At 69.5% G+C, this 19,059-nt stretch carries 21 protein-coding genes and 1 pseudogene; 16 read left to right on the forward strand and 6 right to left on the reverse strand.

Features of this window, described 5'->3' with window-relative positions:
- From AWC19_RS31725 to prfB, 3 genes are all read right to left on the reverse strand, one after another.
- The coding region (locus tag AWC19_RS31725) for an Rv3103c family proline-rich protein (RefSeq protein WP_483869931.1) at positions 1 to 163 on the reverse strand (163 nt) is incomplete at its 3' end.
- Positions 160 to 1,155, reverse strand: a complete 996-nt coding sequence (locus AWC19_RS05865; RefSeq protein WP_085077140.1) for a mechanosensitive ion channel family protein — start codon at positions 1,153 to 1,155, stop codon at positions 160 to 162. The genes AWC19_RS05865 and AWC19_RS31725, both read right to left, overlap by 4 nt.
- The gene (gene prfB, locus AWC19_RS05870; RefSeq protein ID WP_085077141.1) at positions 1,145 to 2,263 is read right to left on the reverse strand and encodes a peptide chain release factor 2; all 1,119 of its coding nucleotides are present in this window, start codon (positions 2,261 to 2,263) and stop codon (positions 1,145 to 1,147) included. Before prfB ends, AWC19_RS05865 begins: the two co-directional genes overlap by 11 nt.
- A gap of 152 nt (positions 2,264 to 2,415) precedes the next feature.
- Here prfB and AWC19_RS05875 point away from each other — a divergent pair, with 152 nt between their 5' ends.
- Complete coding sequence (locus AWC19_RS05875) at positions 2,416 to 3,786, forward strand: FAD-dependent oxidoreductase (protein ID WP_085077142.1); 1,371 nt, start codon at positions 2,416 to 2,418, stop codon at positions 3,784 to 3,786.
- Here the strand turns inward: AWC19_RS05875 and AWC19_RS05880 are convergent.
- Both AWC19_RS05880 and AWC19_RS05885 read right to left on the reverse strand, forming a co-directional pair.
- Entirely contained in the window at positions 3,773 to 4,378 is a 606-nt protein-coding gene (locus tag AWC19_RS05880; protein WP_085077143.1) for a response regulator transcription factor, read from the reverse strand. The genes AWC19_RS05875 and AWC19_RS05880 overlap by 14 nt on opposite strands.
- 307 nt (positions 4,379 to 4,685) lie before the next feature.
- Positions 4,686 to 5,015: a hypothetical protein gene (locus AWC19_RS05885; protein ID WP_085077144.1), complete on the reverse strand. Its 330-nt coding sequence runs from the start codon at positions 5,013 to 5,015 to the stop codon at positions 4,686 to 4,688.
- 23 nt (positions 5,016 to 5,038) lie between these two features.
- Here AWC19_RS05885 and hisN point away from each other — a divergent pair, with 23 nt between their 5' ends.
- The 3 genes from hisN (at position 5,039) to AWC19_RS05900 (ending at position 8,547) form a co-directional block, all read left to right on the forward strand.
- Complete coding sequence (gene hisN, locus AWC19_RS05890; RefSeq protein WP_085077145.1) at positions 5,039 to 5,827, forward strand: histidinol-phosphatase; 789 nt, start codon at positions 5,039 to 5,041, stop codon at positions 5,825 to 5,827.
- 84 nt (positions 5,828 to 5,911) lie between these two features.
- Complete coding sequence (locus AWC19_RS05895; protein ID WP_085077146.1) at positions 5,912 to 7,321, forward strand: acyl-CoA dehydrogenase family protein; 1,410 nt, start codon at positions 5,912 to 5,914, stop codon at positions 7,319 to 7,321.
- A 20-nt stretch (positions 7,322 to 7,341) separates the two neighbouring features.
- Positions 7,342 to 8,547 carry an acyl-CoA dehydrogenase family protein gene (locus tag AWC19_RS05900; protein WP_085077147.1) on the forward strand — a complete coding sequence of 402 codons (1,206 nt, stop codon included), beginning with the start codon at positions 7,342 to 7,344 and terminating at the stop codon, positions 8,545 to 8,547.
- A 98-nt stretch (positions 8,548 to 8,645) separates the two neighbouring features.
- Here AWC19_RS05900 and AWC19_RS05905 read toward each other — a convergent pair whose 3' ends face one another.
- Positions 8,646 to 9,164, reverse strand: coding sequence for a GNAT family N-acetyltransferase (locus AWC19_RS05905; RefSeq protein WP_372508542.1), 519 nt, complete (start codon positions 9,162 to 9,164; stop codon positions 8,646 to 8,648).
- A 111-nt stretch (positions 9,165 to 9,275) separates the two neighbouring features.
- Here AWC19_RS05905 and AWC19_RS05910 point away from each other — a divergent pair, with 111 nt between their 5' ends.
- The 12 genes and pseudogenes from AWC19_RS05910 to AWC19_RS05965 all read left to right on the forward strand — a co-directional run bounded on the left by AWC19_RS05910 (position 9,276) and on the right by AWC19_RS05965 (position 19,059).
- Entirely contained in the window at positions 9,276 to 10,274 is a 999-nt protein-coding gene (locus AWC19_RS05910; protein ID WP_085077149.1) for an acrylyl-CoA reductase family protein, read from the forward strand.
- Positions 10,275 to 10,296: 22 nt separating this feature from the next.
- Entirely contained in the window at positions 10,297 to 11,268 is a 972-nt protein-coding gene (locus AWC19_RS05915; protein WP_085077150.1) for an NADPH:quinone oxidoreductase family protein, read from the forward strand.
- A gap of 164 nt (positions 11,269 to 11,432) precedes the next feature.
- Positions 11,433 to 11,651: pseudogene (locus AWC19_RS05920) on the forward strand (alpha/beta hydrolase); the annotation flags it as partial.
- Complete coding sequence (locus AWC19_RS05925; protein WP_085077151.1) at positions 11,648 to 12,850, forward strand: CaiB/BaiF CoA transferase family protein; 1,203 nt, start codon at positions 11,648 to 11,650, stop codon at positions 12,848 to 12,850. The pseudogene AWC19_RS05920 and the gene AWC19_RS05925, both read left to right, overlap by 4 nt.
- Positions 12,847 to 13,755 carry a hydroxymethylglutaryl-CoA lyase gene (locus tag AWC19_RS05930; protein ID WP_085077152.1) on the forward strand — a complete coding sequence of 303 codons (909 nt, stop codon included), beginning with the start codon at positions 12,847 to 12,849 and terminating at the stop codon, positions 13,753 to 13,755. The genes AWC19_RS05925 and AWC19_RS05930 overlap by 4 nt, the downstream gene beginning before the upstream one ends.
- Positions 13,755 to 14,366, forward strand: coding sequence for a TetR/AcrR family transcriptional regulator (locus tag AWC19_RS05935; protein ID WP_085077153.1), 612 nt, complete (start codon positions 13,755 to 13,757; stop codon positions 14,364 to 14,366). Before AWC19_RS05930 ends, AWC19_RS05935 begins: the two co-directional genes overlap by 1 nt.
- Positions 14,367 to 14,389: 23 nt before the next feature.
- Complete coding sequence (locus AWC19_RS05940) at positions 14,390 to 15,628, forward strand: acyl-CoA dehydrogenase family protein (protein WP_085077154.1); 1,239 nt, start codon at positions 14,390 to 14,392, stop codon at positions 15,626 to 15,628.
- A gap of 2 nt (positions 15,629 to 15,630) precedes the next feature.
- On the forward strand, positions 15,631 to 17,013 hold the full coding sequence (locus AWC19_RS05945; protein ID WP_169718082.1) for a phosphotransferase family protein: 1,383 nt from the start codon (positions 15,631 to 15,633) through the stop codon (positions 17,011 to 17,013).
- Between the two features lie 21 nt (positions 17,014 to 17,034).
- Positions 17,035 to 17,490: a nuclear transport factor 2 family protein gene (locus AWC19_RS05950; RefSeq protein ID WP_085077156.1), complete on the forward strand. Its 456-nt coding sequence runs from the start codon at positions 17,035 to 17,037 to the stop codon at positions 17,488 to 17,490.
- A complete protein-coding gene (locus AWC19_RS05955; RefSeq protein ID WP_085077157.1) occupies positions 17,456 to 18,004 on the forward strand; it encodes a YceI family protein in 549 nt (182 codons plus the stop codon). Before AWC19_RS05950 ends, AWC19_RS05955 begins: the two co-directional genes overlap by 35 nt.
- Positions 18,005 to 18,033: 29 nt before the next feature.
- Complete coding sequence (locus AWC19_RS05960) at positions 18,034 to 18,435, forward strand: Rv3143 family two-component system response regulator (RefSeq protein ID WP_142281020.1); 402 nt, start codon at positions 18,034 to 18,036, stop codon at positions 18,433 to 18,435.
- A 246-nt stretch (positions 18,436 to 18,681) separates the two neighbouring features.
- Positions 18,682 to 19,059, forward strand: a complete 378-nt coding sequence (locus tag AWC19_RS05965) for an NADH-quinone oxidoreductase subunit A (protein WP_085077158.1) — start codon at positions 18,682 to 18,684, stop codon at positions 19,057 to 19,059.

Here is a 19,059-nt window from a genome sequence, read left to right on the forward strand (position 1 = left end):
GCTTGGGGGCCGGTTCGGGCGGGTAGGTGTCGTAAACCCACCACAGCGCGAGGAAGACCAGGATCAGCACGACCGTTGAGGTGCGCATGCGCCCGCCGAAGAGGTGGCTCCAGCGCCCCTTACCCCCGTGGCGTTTCTCGAGGATGCTTACGGTGAACTTCACCGCCGCTGCACCGTCGCGTCCTGGTCCGCATCCGCTGCTTTGGCTTGCTCTTCAGCGGCATGGGCGGCGGGGACCGAGGGATCCTCGACCAGCCCCACCTTGGCATCGGCCGCGGTCACGATCCCGACGCGGGCCAGCGCGCGAATGACCAGCACCCGCAATTGGCGGCCCACCTCGAACTGCTTGCCGGGCAGGGTGCGGGCGACGATACGCAGGGTGACCGTGTCGAGCTGGATGCTTTCCACGCCCATGACCGTGGGGGAATCCAGCAGCAGTTCGCCCAGCACCGGATTGTCCATGGCACGGTCGCATTCTTGGTGCAAGACCTCGTTGACCCGGTTGAGGTCGGCGCTGGTCGAGACCGGGACGTCCACCACGGCGCGCGCCCAATCCTTGGACAGGTTGACCACCTTGACGATCTGCCCATTGGGAATGGTGAGCACCTCGCCGTCCGGTGAGCGCAACCGGGTCACCCGCAACGTCACGTTCTCGACCGTGCCGCTGGCTTCGGTGGCGGAGACGACGGTGAGGGTGACCAGGTCGCCGAACCCGTACTGCTTTTCCACCAGGATGAAGAACCCCGAAAGCAGGTCCCGCACCAGCTGCTGGGCGCCGAAACCCAGCGCCGCGCCCACCACCGTGGCCGGCGCCACCAGACCGCTCACCGAAAACCGCAGGATATCGGCGATTTGCAGCATGACCCAGATGCCGATGATGACGACCGACACCCAGGAGATCACCGACGCGACGGCCTGGCGGTGCTTGGTCGCCTCCGAGCGCACCAACGCGTCGCTTTCGGCGAAGCCCTCGTCGAGTTGCCGGGTCACCTGCTGCGCGACCCAGTTGACGAAGCGCGCCGCCAGTACCGCGGCGATCAGCACCATCGCGATCCGCAGGCCGCGGGTGATGATCCATTGCCCGGCGGCGCCGTGCCAGAATTCGTGCCAGCCGACGGCCTGCGTGTAAGCGACAAAGGTGGTGTTAGTCGTCATCTTTTCGGTTGCGCCACCGGATTCCCGCTTCTAGGAACCCGTCGATGTCTCCGTCGAGAACAGCGGCCGGATTGCCCACCTCGTACTCGGTTCGCAAATCCTTGACCATCTGATAGGGGTGCAGCACGTACGAGCGCATCTGGTTTCCCCAGGAGCTGCCGCCTTCACCTTTCAAGGCGTCCAACTCGGCCCGTTCTTCTAATCGCTTGCGCTCCAACAGTTTTGCCTGGAGCACTCGCATTGCCGAAACCTTGTTCTGCAGCTGCGATTTTTCGTTCTGACAAGTCACGACGATACCCGTCGGGAGGTGGGTTAAACGAACCGCCGAGTCGGTGGTGTTCACCGACTGGCCGCCCGGACCGCTGGAGCGGTAGACGTCGACTCGCACGTCGCCTTCCGGGATGTCGATGTGATCGGTGGTCTCCACCACCGGCAGCACCTCGACTTCGGCGAACGAAGTCTGGCGCCGGCTCTGGTTGTCGAACGGGCTGATCCGCACCAGCCGGTGGGTGCCCTGCTCGACCGACAAGGTGCCGTAGGCGAACGGGGCATGCACCGCGAAGGTGGCGCTCTTGATGCCGGCCTCCTCGGCGTAGGAGGTGTCGAACACCTCGACCGGGTATTTGTGCTGCTCGGCCCAGCGGATGTACATCCGCATCAGCATCTCGGCCCAGTCCGCGGCGTCCACGCCGCCGGCGCCGGAACGGATGGTGACCAGCGCCTCGCGCTCGTCGTACTCCCCCGACAGCAGCGTGCGCACCTCGGCGGCTTCTATATCGGCGCGCAGCGCCTTGAGTTCGGCGTCGGCCTCGGCCCGGGCGGCGGCGCCGCTCGGGCCCTCGCCCTCCTCGGCCGCCAGCTCGTAGAGCACCGGCAGGTCGTCGAGGCGCCGCCGCAGCTCCTCGACGCGCCGCAACTCGCCCTGGGCGTGTGACAACTCGCTGGTCACCCGCTGCGCGTTCGCCTGGTCGTCCCACAGTTTGGGATCCGACGCCTCCTGCTCGAGCTTCTCGATGCGGCTGCGCAGACCGTCGACGTCGAGCACGCGCTCCACCGTGGTCAGGGTGGAGTCGAGGGCTGCTATGTCGGCTTGACGGTCGGGTTCCACAGCCGCCCACGTTACCGGCGCCATGCCGGGCGTCGAAGGCTCAGGTCAACGTCGTCGCTGAGCGTTTAGCATCGAGTGACGAGTACGTGTAGTCCCGCTGCGACGCCCAGCCCCCTTTGCGCGCAGCCCGGTACGAACAGAAGGCCCACGCAATGCGCTCATACCATGTCGCGATCGTTGGCTCCGGGCCGTCGGGTTTCTTCGCGGCGGCATCGCTGCTGAAGGCGGCCGACGCGTCCGACGACATCGACGTGGCCGTCGACATGCTCGAGATGCTGCCGACCCCGTGGGGGCTGGTGCGCTCCGGCGTCGCGCCCGACCACCCCAAGATCAAATCGATCAGCAAGCAATTCGAAAAGACCGCCGAGGATCCCCGCTTCCGCTTCTTCGGCAACGTGGTGGTCGGCGAGCACGTCGAGGCCGAAGAGCTCGCCGAGCGCTACCACGCCGTCGTCTATGCCGTCGGCGCGCAGTCGGACCGCGCGCTGAACATCCCCGGGGAGGACCTGCCGGGCAGCATCTCCGCCGTCGACTTCGTCGGCTGGTACAACGCGCACCCGAATTTCCAGAAGGCGACACCCGATCTGTCCGGCGCCCGCGCGGTCGTCGTCGGCAACGGGAACGTGGCGCTGGACGTCGCGCGCATCCTGGTGACCGATCCCGACGTGCTGTCGCTGACCGACATCGCCGACCACGCGCTGGAGTCGCTGCGGCCGTGCGCCGTCGACGAGGTCGTGATCATCGGGCGGCGCGGGCCGCTGCAAACCGCGTTCACCACGCTGGAGCTGCGCGAGCTGGCGGACTTGGAACGCGTCGACGTGATCGTCGACCCGGCGCAGTTGGAGGGAATCACCGACGAGGACGCCGAGGCGGCGGGCAAGACGACCAAGCAGAACATCAAGGTGCTGCGCGACTACTCACAACGCGCGCCGCGGCCCGGCCACCGTCGAATCGTCTTCCGGTTCTTGACCTCGCCGATCGAGATCAAGGGCGACGGCAGGGTGCAGAGCATCGTGCTGGGCCGCAACGAGCTGGTCACCGACGAGACCGGGCGGGTTTCGGCCAAGGACACCGGCGAGCGCGAGGAGCTGCCGGCGCAGTTGGTGGTGCGGTCGGTCGGTTACCGCGGCGTGCCGACCCCCGGGCTGCCCTTCGACGAGAAGACCGCGACCATCCCGAACACCGGTGGGCGGGTCGAGGGCAGCCGCAACGAGTATGTGGTGGGCTGGATCAAGCGTGGGCCGACGGGGGTGATCGGCACCAACAAGAAGGACTCACAGGAGACCGTCGACACCCTGCTGCAAGATTTGGCGGGCTCGCAACGACAGGGCGCGCTTCCCGACTTCCCCGACGATCACGCCGACAAGCTGGCGGACTGGCTGGCTTCGCGCCAGCCGAAACTGGTGACCTCCGCCCACTGGCAGGTCATCGACCGCCACGAGCGGGCGGCCGGCGAGCCGCACGGGCGGCCCCGGGTCAAGCTGCCCAGCCTCGAGGAATTGCTGCGCGTCAGCCACGGCTGAGTCGGCGCGCGATGCCCAGCCTGACCAGCAGGCGCGACACGTAGGTTTTCACCGAATCCTCGGGCACCAGCATCTTTTCGGCGATCTGCTTGTTGGTCAGGCCGGCGCCGAGCAGGTCAAGCAACGTTCGGTCCCGATCGCTCAGGCCGAGGCGACCGTCACGGCCGTCGCCGAGGCGCCGCAGCTTGCCCAGCGCCGCGTCCGCCTCCCGCCTGTCGATCAGCGACCGCCCGGCGCCCACCTGCTTGATGGCGCACGCCAGCTCCATGCCCCTGACCTGTTTGACGACGTATCCGCTGCCGCCGGCCAGGATGGCGTATAACAGCGCCGCGTCCGACGCGTACGTCGCCAGGATCATGCAACGCAGATCGGGCATGGCCGACAGCAGATCACGGCACAGCTCGATGCCGTTGCCGTCGGGCAGCCGGTCGTCGAGCACGGCGACGTCGGGGCCGGCCGCCGGGATCTTGGCCATCGCTTCGGCGACCGATCCCGCCTCGCCGACGAAGCGGAGTTCGGGGTCGTCACCGAGCAGATCGACCAGGCCGCGCCGCACCGCCGCGTGATCGTCGACCAAAAAGAACCGCACCAACGTCCCTCCCGAACTCCTACGCGCCCCCACGAAGCGATCTGTCCGGAAAGGCCAAAAACGCAGTCCGGCCCACCCGTCACGCTATCGATGCCGGGCGAGTCGACCCAGGGGCATTGGAATCACAAATGGGAGCCTTTGGTCCCTATGAACCGCTGCGCGCGGGCGCTACGCTCACCGCCGCTTGCACGCAACCGATTCAGCTTGCCGAAGATTTCAGTGGAATCGCTCGTGTCTTTTGCCCCCGAAACCTCCGCAGAAGCGCGGCCAGGGGCCGACATTCTCTTTTGACCACCGCCGAGGCGGGCGGTCAGGGGGCCGGCGGTTCGGCCGGCGCGAACCTCCAATTGTCCGGATTCTTGGGCGAATACACCACCGGAAGCAGCTGGCCCATCGTCGGCCACTGCTCGACGTCGACCGCCATGCGCTGATACACCGCGTACTCGCTGACCGTGGGGCCGTTGATGACGCCGGCGATGGTGACGTACTGCTCCCCGGTGACGTCCGGCCGCGGGCTGACGCCGGTCACCAGCAGTGTGCCGCTGGCCAGCTCACCGCGCGGCCCGCGCGGCACGAACCGCTGCGCGAGGAACACCCCCAAGACCGCGACCAGCAGGATCAGCAGACCGAACTCCCACACGCCGCCATGGTAGGACTGCTCCCATGGCACCCGACGATTTGGCGCTGGCGCTGGCACTGGCCGACCGCGCCGACGCGCTGACCGCCGCCCGCTTCGGCGCGCTGGACCTGCGCATCGACACCAAACCCGACCTGACGCCGGTGACCGACGCCGATCGCGCCGTCGAGTCGCAGCTGCGGGACGTGCTCGGCCGCGAGCGGGCGAACGACAGCATCCTCGGCGAGGAATTCGGCGGGGCCGCCGCGCTGAGCGGGCGTCAGTGGGTCATCGACCCGATCGACGGGACCAAGAACTTCGTGCGCGGGGTGCCGGTGTGGGCCAGCCTGATCGCGCTTCTCGAAGACGGCGTCCCGTGCGTCGGCGTGGTCAGCGCGCCGGCGCTGCGGCGCCGGTGGTGGGCCGCCCGCGGCCGCGGGGCGTTCGCCGCGGTCGACGGCGGCCCGCCCCGTCGGATATCGGTTTCCTCTGTGGCACAACTTGATTCGGCTAGCCTGTCGTTTTCGAGCCTGTCGGGGTGGGCGCAGCGCGGCTTGCGGGACCGCTTCATCGAGCTGACCGACGCGGTGTGGCGGGTGCGCGCTTACGGCGACTTCTTTTCCTATTGCCTGCTGGCCGAGGGGGCGGTCGACATCGCCGCCGAACCCGAGGTGTCGGTGTGGGATTTGGCGGCGCTCGACGTCCTGGTGCGGGAGGCGGGCGGGAGGTTCACCGGCCTGGACGGCGCGGCCGGCCCGCACCGGGGCAGCGCCGTGGCAACCAACGGCCTGCTGCACGAGCATGTGCTGAGCAGGCTGCAAGCGAAGTCTCTGTGAGTTAATTAACAAAGTTGGCGCTTATCTTACTCCGGAGTAAGATAGGTTCCATCCGCACTGCCCCGACGACAGAGGCTGCCGAAAATGACCGACACTGCTTCCGGTTCAAAACAGACTTCACCGTCCACCCGGTCGCGCTTCAAACGGCGCGGCCGCAACACCGGCGTCGGGCTGCAACCGCACAAGCGGACCGGCATCGACATCACCCTGGCGCTGCTCACCCCGTTCGTCGGCCAGGAGTTCTTGGACAAGTACCACCTGCGTGACCCACTCAACCGGGGCCTGCGCTACGGCACCAAGACGATCTTTTCCACCGCCGGCGCCGCTTCGCGCCAGTTCAAGCGGGTCCAGAGCCTGCGCGGCGGGCCGACCCGGCTCAAGTCCAGCGGCAAGGACTACTTCGACCTGACCCCCGACGACGAGCAGAAGATGATCGTCGAGACCCTCGACGAGTTCGCCGAGGAGGTGCTGCGGCCGGCGGCTCACGACGCCGACGAGGCCGCGACCTACCCGTCGGACCTGATCGCCAAGGCGGCCGAGTTGGGCATCACCGCGATCAACATCCCCGAGGACTTCGAGGGCATCGCCGCGCACCGCTCCAGCGTGACCAACGTGCTGGTGGCCGAGGCCCTCGCCTACGGGGACATGGGTTTGGCGCTGCCGATCCTGGCCCCGGGCGGGGTGGCGGCCGCGCTGACCCACTGGGGCAGCGGCGATCAGCAGGCGACCTACCTGCGGGAGTTCGCGGGCGACAACGTGCCGCAGGGGTGCGTGGCCATCGCCGAACCGCAGCCACTGTTCGACCCCACCCGGCTCAAGACCACGGCGGTGCGCACCCCGAGCGGCTACCGGCTCGACGGGGTGAAGTCGCTGGTCCCCGCCGCCGCCGACGCGGAGCTCTTCATCGTCGGCGCTCAGCTCAACGGCAAACCGGCGCTGTTCATCGTCGAGTCCTCCACCAAAGGCCTTACGGTCAAGGCGGATCCGAGCATGGGCATCCGCGCGGCGGCCCTCGGCCAGGTGGAGCTGTCCGGGGTGACGGTCCCGTTGAGCGCCCGGCTGGGCGAGGACGAGGCCACCGACGACGATTACTCCGACGCGATCGCGCTGTCCCGGCTGGGCTGGGCGGCCCTGGCGGTCGGCACTTCGCACGCGGTGCTCGACTACGTCGTGCCCTACGTCAAGGAACGCCATGCCTTCGGCGAACCGATCGCGCACCGTCAGGCCGTCGCCTTCATGTGCGCCAACATCGCGATCGAGCTCGACGGGCTGCGGCTGATCACCTGGCGCGGGGCCGCCCGCGCCGAACAGGGCCTCCCGTTCACCCGGGAAGCCGCGCTGGCCAAGCGGCTCGGCTCCGACAAGGGCATGCAGATCGGCCTGGACGGCGTGCAGCTGCTCGGCGGCCACGGCTACACCAAGGAACACCCGGTCGAGCGCTGGTACCGCGACCTGCGGGCCATCGGCGTGGCCGAGGGCGTCGTAGTTATCTGATTCGAGCTGAAAGTTCAACCATGGCAATCAATTTGGAACTGCCCCGCAAGCTGCAATCGGTGATCGTCAAGACGCATCAGGGCGCCGCCGAGATGATGCGGCCGATCGCGCGCAAGTACGACCTGAAGGAACACGCCTACCCCGTCGAGCTCGACACCCTGATCAACCTGTTCGAGGGGGCTTCCGAATCGGTCGCGTTCGCCGGGGCCGAATCGCTTCGCGACGAGGACGAGGACAGGGACAAGAACCACAACGGCGCCAACATGGCCGCGCTGTTGCAGACGATGGAAGCCAGCTGGGGCGACGTCGCGATGATGTTGTCGGTCCCCTACCAGGGGCTGGGGAACGCCGCCATCTCCGCGGTCGCCACCGACGAACAGCTGGAACGGCTGGGCAAGGTGTGGGCCGCGATGGCCATCACCGAGCCGGGCTTCGGCTCCGACTCGGCGGCGGTGTCGACGACCGCCACCCTCGACGGCGACGAGTACGTGATCAACGGCGAGAAGATCTTTGTCACCGCCGGCTCGCGCGCCACACACATCGTGGTGTGGGCGACGCTGGACAAGTCGAAGGGTCGCGCGGCGATCAAGTCGTTCATCGTCCCCCGCGACCATCCCGGCGTCACGGTCGAACGGCTCGAGCACAAGCTCGGCATCAAGGGTTCCGACACCGCGGTGATCCGGTTCGACAACGCGCGCATCCCGAAGGACAACCTGCTGGGCAACCCCGAAATCGAGCCGGGCAAGGGCTTTTCCGGGGTGATGGAAACGTTCGACAACACCCGGCCGATCGTCGCCGCCATGGCCGTCGGGGTCGGCCGCGCCGCCCTCGAGGAGATCCGCAAGATCCTGACCGAGGCCGGGGTGGACATCTCCTACGACAAGCCGTCGCACGCCCAGACCGCGGCCGCGGCCGAGTTTTTGCGGATGGAGGCCGACTGGGAGGCCGCCTATCTGCTGTCGCTGCGGGCGGCGTGGCAGACCGACAACAAGATCCCCAACTCCAAAGAGGCGTCGATGAGCAAGGCGAAGGCCGGCCGGATGGCCAGCGACGTCACCCTCAAGACCGTCGAATTGGCAGGTACCACAGGCTATTCCGAGCAATCACTGCTGGAGAAGTGGGGCCGGGACTCCAAGATCCTCGACATCTTCGAGGGCACCCAGCAGATCCAGCAGCTGGTGGTGGCGCGCCGGCTGCTGGGCCTGTCGTCGTCCGAGCTCAAGTAGCGGAAATCTAGTGCGCCCAACGTGCTCTGATGGTGACGATTCGGTGAAAATCTCACCCTGAGAGCACGTTCGGCGAAGCGTGGCGCCGGGGTTCGAGCTCAAGTAGCGACCGGGCTCGGGGGCTCGGCATCGTCGTCCGAGGGGCCGAGCAGGTCGAGCTGCCACCACTCGACGTCGCGCCAGGCGCCCAGCTTCCAGCCCACGCGCGGGTAGTAGCCCACCGGCCGGAAGCCGAACGCCTTGTGCAGCGCGTTGCTCGCGTCGTTGGGCTGGGCGATGCCGGCGAACGCGCGCCGGAAACCGCGGTCGGCGAGCCGGCGCAGCAGCTCGGTGTAGAGCATTCGGCCGCCGCCGGTGCGCCGCACCGACGGCGCGAGGTAGATGGTCGTCTCGACCGCCCACCGGTACGCGGCGCGCGGATTGAACTGCGCCGCATACGCATACCCGACGACGCCGCCGTCGGTCTCCAGGACCAGCCATTCGTGGGCGCGGCTTATCCGGTCCGCCATCTCCTCGGCCGTCGGCACCTCCGTCTCGAACGAGATGACGGTGTCGAGCACGTAGGGGCGGTAGATGTCGACGCACGCGGCGGCATCGGCGGCGGTCGCGGGCCGCACGCGCGGCGGCATCAGGAAGCGAGGGCGTCCAGCCGCCCGCGGGTGTCGATGCCAAAGACCGATAAGCCACCGAGTGAAAGGCGTTCCATGGGATGAGGTTAGCGTCGTGGTATGGATACGTTTCAAGCGCTGGTCGCGCGCCAAGACGGTGACCGGATCACCGCGTCGGTCGAGACGCTGAGCGCCTCCGACCTCCCGCCGGGCGACGTCACCATCCGGGTGCTGTATTCGAGCGTCAACTTCAAGGACGCGCTGGCGCTGACCCCGGGCGGCGGCGTGGTGCGCAACTACCCGGTGGTCCCGGGCATCGACCTCACGGGCGAGGTCGTCGAATCGGGTTCGCCCGACTTCGCCGTCGGCGACAAGGTGCTGGCGCACGGATACCAGATCGGCACCGGCCACCACGGCGGCTACGCCGAATACGCCCGGCTGCCCGCCGATCAGGTGGTGCCGCTGGGCGCGTTGAGCCCGCACGAGGGCGCCGCGATCGGCACCGCCGGCTTCACCGCCGCGATGAGCGTGCAGGCGCTGATCAACTGGGGGATCGAACCCGGCGCCGGGTCGGTCGTCGTCACCGGCGCCTCGGGCGGCGTCGGCTCGGTCAGCGTGGACCTGCTGGCGGGGGCCGGCTATCGCGTGGTGGCGTCGAGCGGCAAGGAGAAGGCCGTCGGGATGCTGAAAGAGCTTGGCGCCGCGGAGGTTATCGGGCGGCTGCCCGAAGACCCGGACGCCAAACCGCGGCCGCTGGCCAAGGCGCGCTGGGCGGCGGCGGTGGATTGCGTGGGCGGCGCGACCCTGGCCGACGTGCTCAGCGCCGTCGATTACGGCGGCGCGGTGGCCGCCAGCGGCCTGACCGGCGGGGCGGCGCTGCACACCACGGTGATGCCGTTCATCCTGCGCGGCGTGGCCCTGCTGGGCATGGACTCGGTGCAGCTGCCGATCGGCCCGCGCCGCAAACTGTGGGCGCTGCTGGGTGATTCGCTGCGGCCCCGCCATCTGGAGTCGGTGGTCAGCGACGTCGACGTCAAGGACGTCATCGGGGTGCTGGACCAGCTGCGCGACGGCGCGTTCTCCGGCCGGGCGGTGGTGCGGGTCGCGGGCGGGTTCTGAGCTGAAAGTAGGCTGTCCGACCATGCGCGCGGTTCAAGTGACTCGGCTCGACGGTCCGGACGCAATCGAGGTGACGGATGTCGCCGAACCCACCGGTGACGGCGTGGTCGTCGACGTCCACGCGGCGGGCGCGGCGTTCCCCGACGCCCTGCTCACCCGGGGCCTGTATCAGTACCGGCCGCAACCGCCGTTCGTGCTCGGCGCGGAGATCGCCGGGGTGGTGCGCTCGGCCCCGGACGATGCCCACGTGGCCGCCGGCGACCGGGTCGTCGGGCTGACCATGCTCACCGGCGGCATGGCCGAGGTTGCGGTGCTGGCGCCCGACCGCGTGTTCAAGCTGCCCGACAACGTGAGCTTCGAGGCCGGCGCCGGGCTGCTGTTCAACGACCTGACGGTGTATTTCGCGCTGAGCGTGCGCGGCCGCCTGGCCGCCGGCGAGACGGTGCTGGTGCACGGCGCCGCCGGCGGGATCGGGACCTCGACGCTGCGGCTGGCCCCGGTGCTCGGGGCGACGCGCACCATCGCGGTGGTCGGCACCGAGGAGAAGGCCCAGCTCGCCACGGCGGCCGGTGCCACCGACGTGGTGCTGGCCGAGGGGTTCAAGGACGCGGTCAAGGAGCTGACCCACGGCCGCGGGGTCGACATCGTCGTCGACCCGGTCGGCGGCGACCGGTTCACCGATTCGCTGCGCTCCCTGGCGCCCGGCGGGCGGCTGCTGGTCGTGGGCTTCACCGGCGGCGAGATCCCCACCGTGAAGGTAAATCGGTTGTTGCTCAACAACCTTGACGTGGTCGGGGTCGGGTGGGGCGCCTGGACACTGTCGCACCCCCACGCGCTGGCCGAGCAGTGGGCCGGCCTAGAGGAGCTTCTGTCCTCGGGCCGGCTCCGCCCGCCGCAGCCGGCGGTGTACCCGCTGGCCGAGGCCGCCGCCGCGGTCGCGTCGCTCGAGAATCGCACCGCCAAAGGAAAAGTCGTGCTGCGCGTGCGTGACTGACGCGCGGCCTTGTGTGCGCCCGAAACGAAAAGTAAAGTCACTTTCAATTTCGTATCGCCCGCCGCCGAAAGCCGCCCGCCATGGAATGCTTCGCCCACCTGCGCGAAAGCGGGGCGCCGCGCCTGCGGCCGGCCCGCTTCGGCACGCCGTGTGGCCGGCTGCCGGTGCCGGCGCTGGTGATCGGTAATCTGGCCGACGACGCCCGCACGCCCAGCCACACCCGTCGCCCCTTCGAAGCGATCGGGCACCCGGACAAGGAGATGCACGAAATCCTCGGCGCCACACACTATTACGCGGGTCCCGACCAGCGGGACGAGCTGCGTCACGCGGTCGGCATGGTCGCCGACTGGCTGGTCCGCCACGACTTCGCGGGCGCACCGTGACTGCCGGCCCGCTGGACGGGATCAGGGTGCTCGAGCTGGGCACTTTGATCGCCGGGCCGTTCGCCGGCCGGCTGCTCGGCGACATGGGCGCCGACGTCATCAAGGTCGAGCCGCCGGGCGCCCCGGACCCGTTGCGGAGCTGGGGTCAGGCCGAACTCGACGGGCATCGCGTCTTCTGGACGGTGCACGCGCGCAACAAACGGGCCGTCACTCTCGACCTGCGCCGGCCGCGCGGCCGGGAACTGTTCCTGGATCTCGTGGACAAATCCGACATCGTGGTCGAGAACTTCCGGCCGGGCACGCTGGAGAAATGGAACCTGGGCTACGACGTGCTCTGTGAGCGCAACCCCGGCGTCATCCTGGTCCGGGTATCCGGCTACGGCCAGACCGGACCCGACGCGCCCAAGGCGGGCTACGCCTCGGTGGCCGAGGCCGCCAGCGGGCTGAGGCACCTCAACGGCTTCCCGGGCGGGCCGCCGCCCCGGCTGGCGCTCTCGCTAGGCGACAGCCTGGCCGGCATGTTCGGCGCGCAGGGCGCGCTGGCCGCGCTGTACCGCCGCAGCGTCACCGGCCGGGGCCAGGTGGTCGACGTCGCGCTGACCGAATCATGTTTGGCCGTCCAGGAATCCACCATCCCCGACTACGACGTCGGCGGCGTGGTGCGCGGGCCGTCGGGCACCCGGCTGGAGGGCATCGCGCCGTCCAACATCTACCGCAGCGCCGACGGGTCGTGGGTGGTCATCGCCGCCAACCAGGACACCGTGTTCGCGCGCCTGTGCGCGGCGATGGGGCGCGCCGAGCTGGCCGCCGACGACCGGTTCGCCACGCACGTCGCGCGCGGCCGCAACCAGGACGAACTCGACAAGATCATCGGCGCCTGGGCCGCCGAGCGGCAACCGGGCGAGATCATCGAGACGCTCGGCGCCGCGGGCGTGATCGCGGGGCCGATCAACACCGTCGCCGAGGTGGTCAACGACCCGCAGCTGCGGGCGCGCGGCATGCTGGTCCAGCACTACGACGAACGCGTCGGGCGCAACGTGCTGGGCCCGGGCGTCGTGCCGGTGCTGTCCGAGTCGCCGGGCGGCGTCCGCAACGCCGGCCCCGCCCGGCCGGGACAGCACAACGACGAGGTCTACATCGGGCTGCTCGGCAAGACCGCCGCGGAGCTCGAGGGGCTGAGGGCCGAGGGGGTGCTATGACGCGACCGCCGCCGTCGCACGTCGACATTCGCGAGGTGTCGCTGCGCGACGGCCTGCAGATAGAAAAGCCGGTCCCGTTGGCCGCCAAGCTGGAACTGCTTGCCGCCGTCGCGGCGACCGGGGTCCGCGAGGTGGAGGCCACCGCCTTCGTGTCGCCGTCGAAAGTGCCCTCGATGGCCGACGCCGCCGAGCTCGCCGCGCACCTGCGCGACTACCCCGATATCGAGTTCTCGGCCCTGGTCGCCAGCCCGAACGGGGCGAAACGCGCCGTCGCGGCGGGACTGCGGTCGATCGAATACGTGGTCGCCGCCAGCGACGCGTTCAGCCGGGCCAACGTCGGGCGCACCAGCGCCGAGGCCACCAAGCAGATCGACGACATCGTCGGTATCGCGCACGACGCCGGTGTCACGGTCGAGGTCATCGTGGCCACCGCGTGGGATTGCCCCTTCGACGGCCCGACCCCGCCCGACAGGGTCCTCGAGATCGGCGCGGCCGCCCGCGAGAGGGGCGTCGACCGGTTCTGCGTCGCCGACACCATCGGCACCACCACCCCGCGGCGGACCAGTTCGCTGATCGCGCAACTGCGCCCGGTGATCGGCGACATGCCGCTGGGCGGGCACTTCCACAACACCCGCGGCGCCGGGCTGGCCAGCGCCTACGCGGCGGTCGGCTCTGGAGTCACCCGGCTGGACGCGTCGGTCGGCGGCCTGGGCGGTTGCCCGTTCGCGCCCGGCGCCACCGGCAACATCGCCACCGAGGACCTGGTCTACCTGTTGCGCGACAGCGACGTCGACGTCGACGTCGACCTGAACGCCGCCGTCGCCGCGGCCGAGGTGGCCAGATCGCTTGTCGGGCATGACCTGCCGAGCGCGCTGTTGCGCGCCGGCGACCGGATCCGGGACTGATGCCCGCCGGGCTGCTGACCGCCAAGGGCCGCCAGACCAGGCAGGCCATCGAGCGGGCGGCCCGAAAGCTGTTCGCCGAACGCGGCTTTCACGGCACCACGCTCGCCGACATCACCTCGGCGGCCGGCAAGTCGCCGGCGGTCTTCTACCGATATTTCGCCGACAAGGAGGACCTCCTGGCCGCGCTGGCGGAATCCTTTCTGCACGAGGTCGTCGAATCGTCCGGGCTGCGCCTGCATTTGCCGGACTCCCCCGACGACGACGCGTTCTTCACCTCGGTGGTCACCGCCTACTGGGACATGTTCAAGCAGAACATCGGCATCATGATCGCCGTCGCGCAGCTCGCCGCCACCCAGCGGCGCTTCGCGAACGTCCAGAACGAATTTCGGCGCTTCGGCATGGACATCGTGGCCGCCTCGGTCCGCCGCGCCCAGGAGCAGGGTTACGGAACCGAACTCAATCCGCAGCACACCGCGGCGGCGATCGCGCTGCTGTTCGAGAACTTCACCAGCGTCGTCGTCGGACCGTCCGGCCTGGGCCTGCGGATCAGCGACGAGGACGCCATCGCCACCCTGTCGAGGGTCTGGAAGAAAACCCTGTACGGCGCCTGAGCCGTTCCGAAGGAGTTGTCACCGTGGATTTCACTCTGCCAGAACACCTTCCGCGGCTGCTCGCCGAGATGGACGAGTTCATCGAGGCCGAGATCAAGCCGCTGGAGCGCGAGAACATCCAATACTTCGACCGGCGCCGCGAACACGCCCGCACCGACTGGGAGCACGACGGCATCCCGACGCGCGAGTGGGAGGACCTGCTCGCCGAGATGCGCAGGCGCGCCGACAAGGCGGGCTGGCTGCGCTATGGACTGCCGGCCTCGCTGGGCGGCCGCGACGGCACCAACCTCGACATGGCCGTCATCCGGGAGCACTTGGCGCACAAGGGTCTTGGACTGCACAACGACCTGCAGAACGAGTCGTCGATCGTCGGAAACTTCCCGCAGGTGATCATGATGGAGCGGTTCGGCACCGACGAGCAGCGCCGCCTGTGGTCGGAGGCGCTGATCACCGGGGAGCGGTCCATGGCCTTCGGGCTCACCGAGCCGGGGCACGGCTCCGACGCGACCTGGCTGGAAACCCGCGCCGAACCCGACGGGGACGGCTGGGTCATCAACGGCGCCAAGCGCTTCAACACCGGCGTGCACCGCGCCACCCACGACCTGGTCTTCGCCCGCACCTCCGGTGAGCCGGGCGCGGCCGTGGGCATCACCGCGTTTTTGGTACCCACCGACGCGCCCGGCTTCCGGGTGCCCTACTACTGGTGGACGTTCAACATGCCCACCGACCACGGCGAGGTCGAGCTGACCGACGTGCGGGTGCCGGCCGACGCGGTGCTCGGCGAGGTGGACCGCGGCCTCGAGGTGGCCCAGACGTTCTTGCACGAGAACCGGATCCGGCAGGCGGCGAGCAGCCTGGGCGCGGCGCAGTACTGCATCGACCGCGCCGCCGAATATGCCGCCGGGCGCACGGTGTTCGGCAAGCCGCTCTCGGCCAACCAGGCCGTGCAATGGCCCCTGGCCGAGCTGCAGACCGAGGCCCAGATGGTGCGGCTGCTGGTGCACTACGCGGCCTGGCACCTGGACCGCGACCACCACATGGAGGTCTCCGACAAGGTGTCGATGGCCAACTACCGGGCCAACCGGCTGGTCTGCGACGCCGCCGACCGGGCCATGCAGGTATTCGGCGGCCTCGGATACAGCCGCCACGAGCCGTTCGAACACATCTACCGCCACCACCGCCGCTACCGGATCACCGAGGGCGCCGAGGAGATCCAGATCCGCCGGGTGGCGCAGCGGCTGTTCAAGTTCGGCCGGAAGTGACGCTGCAGGACCGGCTGGCCGCGGTGCTGAGCCCGGTGCTCGGCGCCGACTCTGAGGCCCTGGCGATCGAGAACCTGCGCGCGCTGACCGGGGGCGCCAGCCGCACGACGTGGGCCTTCGACGCCGTCGTCGGCGAGGAACGGCGGCCGCTGATCCTGCGCACGGGCCCGCCCGACGACGTGCACGCCGGCATGGAACTGGAAGCCCGCGCGCAGGCCGCCGCCGCGGCCGCCGGCGCGCCCGTCCCCCATATTTTGGCCGCCGAGGATTCCGTTGCCGCGCTCGGCAATCCGTTCCTGATCTGCGACGAGATCAAGGGCGAGACCATCGTCCGGCGCATCCAGCGTCAGCTCGACGACACCGGCGGGCCCGCGGGCCGCGCGCGGCTGCTGCGGCAGTGCGCGCGGGCGCTGGCCGCCATCCACCGGGCCGACCCGCGGATCCCGGGACTGGCCGGCGGCGACCAACTGGACCAGTGGCGCGGGCGTCTCGACGCGATGGGCGACACCACCGCCACCTTCGAATGGGCGTTTCGCTGGCTCGCGGCCAACCGACGGCGCATGTCCCCGCCGTCGAACGCGGTCCTGGTGCACGGGGACTTCCGGATGGGAAACCTGATCGTCGACGGGTCTGACCTGGCCGCGGTGCTCGACTGGGAACTGGTGCACGCCGGCGAGCCGTACGAAGACCTGGCCTGGTTCTGCATCCGGGCCTGGCGGTTCGGCGCCCCGGCCGGCATGGGTGCGGGGGGGCTGGGCAGCGTGGAGAGTTTCCTGCGAGCCTACGAGGGGGCCGGCGGGACGACCGTCGACCGGGCCACGTTTCACTGGTGGCTGGTGCTGGCCACGCTGCGCTGGGGCATTATCTGCCGCCACCAGGCGGAGCGGCACCTGAGCGGCCAGGTCCGGTCGGTGGAGCTGGCGGCGATCGGGCGGCGGGTCTGCGAGACCGAGTGGGACCTGCTCGGACTGCTCGACGCGCCCGGTGACGGCGCGCCCCCCGCAGCGGCGAGGGGGACGGGCGGGCGATCGGAGGGGGCGGCGGCCGTGAGTGGCGCCTACGGCCGGCCGGTCGCCGCCGAACTCGTGGCCGCCGTCGCCGAGTTCCTCGAAACCGACGTGCGCGAGGCGACCACCGGACAGGTCAACTTCCATGCCAGGGTGGCCGCCAACGCGTTGCGCATCGTGCAGCGCGAGCTGCGGGACGAGGGGCAGGCGGCATGCCGGGACGCGTTGGCCGGCTTGGGTTTCGCCGACGAAAACGGGCTGGCCGCCGCCATCCGCGCCGGCGAAATGGACGGGCGCGCCGACGAGGTCCTCGCCTGCCTGCGCACGCTGGTGCGGCGCCGCCTGGCCGTCGCCCATCCCGGCTACGAAACCGAATAGCGATCGGATGAGGAGAAAGCCATGCCCACCCGCACCGCCAAGGCCATCGTGGACGTGGCCGACCGCCTGTTCGCGGCGATCGAGCGGGGCGACGTCGCGGCGGTCGCCCGCCTGTGGAGCGACGACGTCGCGGTGTGGCGGGTCGGCGCGCACCGCGACCCCGCCAGGACAGACGACAAGCCGCGCGCGCTGCGCGTCATCGACTGGTTCGTCACGGCGACCACCGAGCGCCGCTATGAGATCCTGGACCGTCGACTCTTCGACGGCGGCTTCGTTCAGCAGCACGTCCTGCACGCCCGCGGGCGTGCCGGCCAATCGATCTGCCCGCGCGTCTGCATCGTGATCAGGATCGGGACCGACGGGCTGATCGAACGGATCGACGAGTACCTCGACCCCGCCGAGATCGCGCCGTTGCTCGACCGACCGAACGAAAGAGGCTTCGATGAGCACCCTGGAAACCCTGCTGACCGATCCTGACCTGGCCGGCGTGTGGAACCTGGTTCCCGACCGCTCGACCATCACCTTCAAGGTCAAAAACGCGTGGGGGCTGCTGAACGTCAAAGGCCGCTTCACCGAGTTCAGCGGGGGTGGGCAGCTCACGGGCGCGGGCGCGGTCTCCGGCCGCCTCGACATCGTCGCCGCGTCGCTGAACACCGGCATCCGGTACCGCGACAAGCACCTGCGTTCGGCCGACTTCTTCGACGTCGAGCGCTTCGCACAGATCGGCGTCGTCGTCACCGGGGTGCGTCCCACCGACGGGCCGCCCGAGGGCAGGGCCGCCGAGTTGCGGGCCGACCTCACCATCAAGGGCGTCACCGCGCCGCTGTCCGTGCCCGTCACGGTCGCCGAGCTCGAGGATGGTTCGATCCAAATCTCCGGCGAGACCACGGTCGTTCGGTCCCAGTTCGGCCTGGGCTGGAACAGGTTCGGCATGGTCGGCGCGACGGCGACGGCGGCCGCCGAAACCGTCTTCGTTCGGGCGCCCCGGTAACCGCGCCGCGGCACCAGTACCATCTGAGCGTGCCCGACACCACCAGCGCCCTGCGGATACTGGTCTACAGCGACAACGCCGAAACCCGCGAGAACGTGATGCGCGCGTTGGGCACCCATTTGCACCCCGACCTGCCGGAGCTGAGCTATGTCGAGGTGGCGACCGGCCCCATGGTGATCCGCACCATGGATCAGGGCGGCATCGATCTGGCCATCCTGGACGGCGAGGCGACCCCGACCGGCGGCATGGGGATCGCCAAACAACTCAAAGACGAACTCGACACGTGCCCGCCGATCGTGGTGCTCACCGGCCGTCGCGACGACGACTGGCTGGCCAGCTGGTCGCGCGCCGAGGCCGCGGTGCCCCATCCGCTCGACCCCATCGTGCTGGGCCGCACGGTCCTGGGGCTGCTGCGCGCCCCCGCTCGCTAAGAGCCACAGCCCAACCGTTTGCGACGCCGTCGTGGCGCCGCGATTCCCGCGCGCGAAAACGTGCCGGATCTCACACGCCCAACTACCGGTTAGCGCCACCCCGCCCACGTGCGTCGCCCGTAACGACGCTATGTTGAAGATCACTGTGACGTGCTACAGAACCGGTTCGTCACAGCAGCCCGGACACCGCCTGGCCCACCCCTCAGTGGGCCGAGAAGGCGGCCCACACGACCGATCTGGAGCGAGTTGAACGTCTACATACCCATCCTGGTGCTGGGCGCGATCGCCACCGCCTTTGCCGTGGGCTCGGTGGCGATCGCCAGCCTGGTCGGCCCCAGGCGCTACAACAGGTCGAAGCTGGCGGCCTACGAGTGCGGCATCGAGCCAACCGAAACGTCGGTGAGCGGCCCGAACGCCACGGCCGGGCAGCGGTTCCCGGTGAAGTACTACCTGACCGCGATGCTGTTCATCGTCTTCGACATCGAAATCGTGTTCCTGTATCCCTGGGCGGTCAGCTACGACGCGCTGGGCACGTTCGCGCTGGTAGAGATGGTGGTGTTCATGCTCACGGTCTTCGTGGCCTACGCCTATGTGTGGCGCCGCGGCGGCCTGACCTGGGATTGA

Source organism: Mycobacterium palustre (assembly GCF_002101785.1).
Taxonomy (GTDB): Bacteria; Actinomycetota; Actinomycetes; order Mycobacteriales; family Mycobacteriaceae; genus Mycobacterium; species Mycobacterium palustre.

Coding starts and splice junctions, on each gene's coding strand:
- AWC19_RS05955 (WP_085077157.1), top strand. CDS start 17,456: ATGAGCACCCTGGAAACCCTGCTGACCGATCCTGACCTGGCCGGCGTG.
- AWC19_RS05930 (WP_085077152.1), top strand. CDS start 12,847: ATGACGCGACCGCCGCCGTCGCACGTCGACATTCGCGAGGTGTCGCTG.
- AWC19_RS05895 (WP_085077146.1), top strand. CDS start 5,912: ATGACCGACACTGCTTCCGGTTCAAAACAGACTTCACCGTCCACCCGG.
- AWC19_RS05935 (WP_085077153.1), top strand. CDS start 13,755: ATGCCCGCCGGGCTGCTGACCGCCAAGGGCCGCCAGACCAGGCAGGCC.
- AWC19_RS05910 (WP_085077149.1), top strand. CDS start 9,276: ATGGATACGTTTCAAGCGCTGGTCGCGCGCCAAGACGGTGACCGGATC.
- AWC19_RS05915 (WP_085077150.1), top strand. CDS start 10,297: ATGCGCGCGGTTCAAGTGACTCGGCTCGACGGTCCGGACGCAATCGAG.
- AWC19_RS05875 (WP_085077142.1), top strand. CDS start 2,416: ATGCGCTCATACCATGTCGCGATCGTTGGCTCCGGGCCGTCGGGTTTC.
- AWC19_RS05900 (WP_085077147.1), top strand. CDS start 7,342: ATGGCAATCAATTTGGAACTGCCCCGCAAGCTGCAATCGGTGATCGTC.
- AWC19_RS05950 (WP_085077156.1), top strand. CDS start 17,035: ATGCCCACCCGCACCGCCAAGGCCATCGTGGACGTGGCCGACCGCCTG.
- hisN (WP_085077145.1), top strand. CDS start 5,039: ATGGCACCCGACGATTTGGCGCTGGCGCTGGCACTGGCCGACCGCGCC.
- AWC19_RS05865 (WP_085077140.1), bottom strand. CDS start 1,155: ATGACGACTAACACCACCTTTGTCGCTTACACGCAGGCCGTCGGCTGG.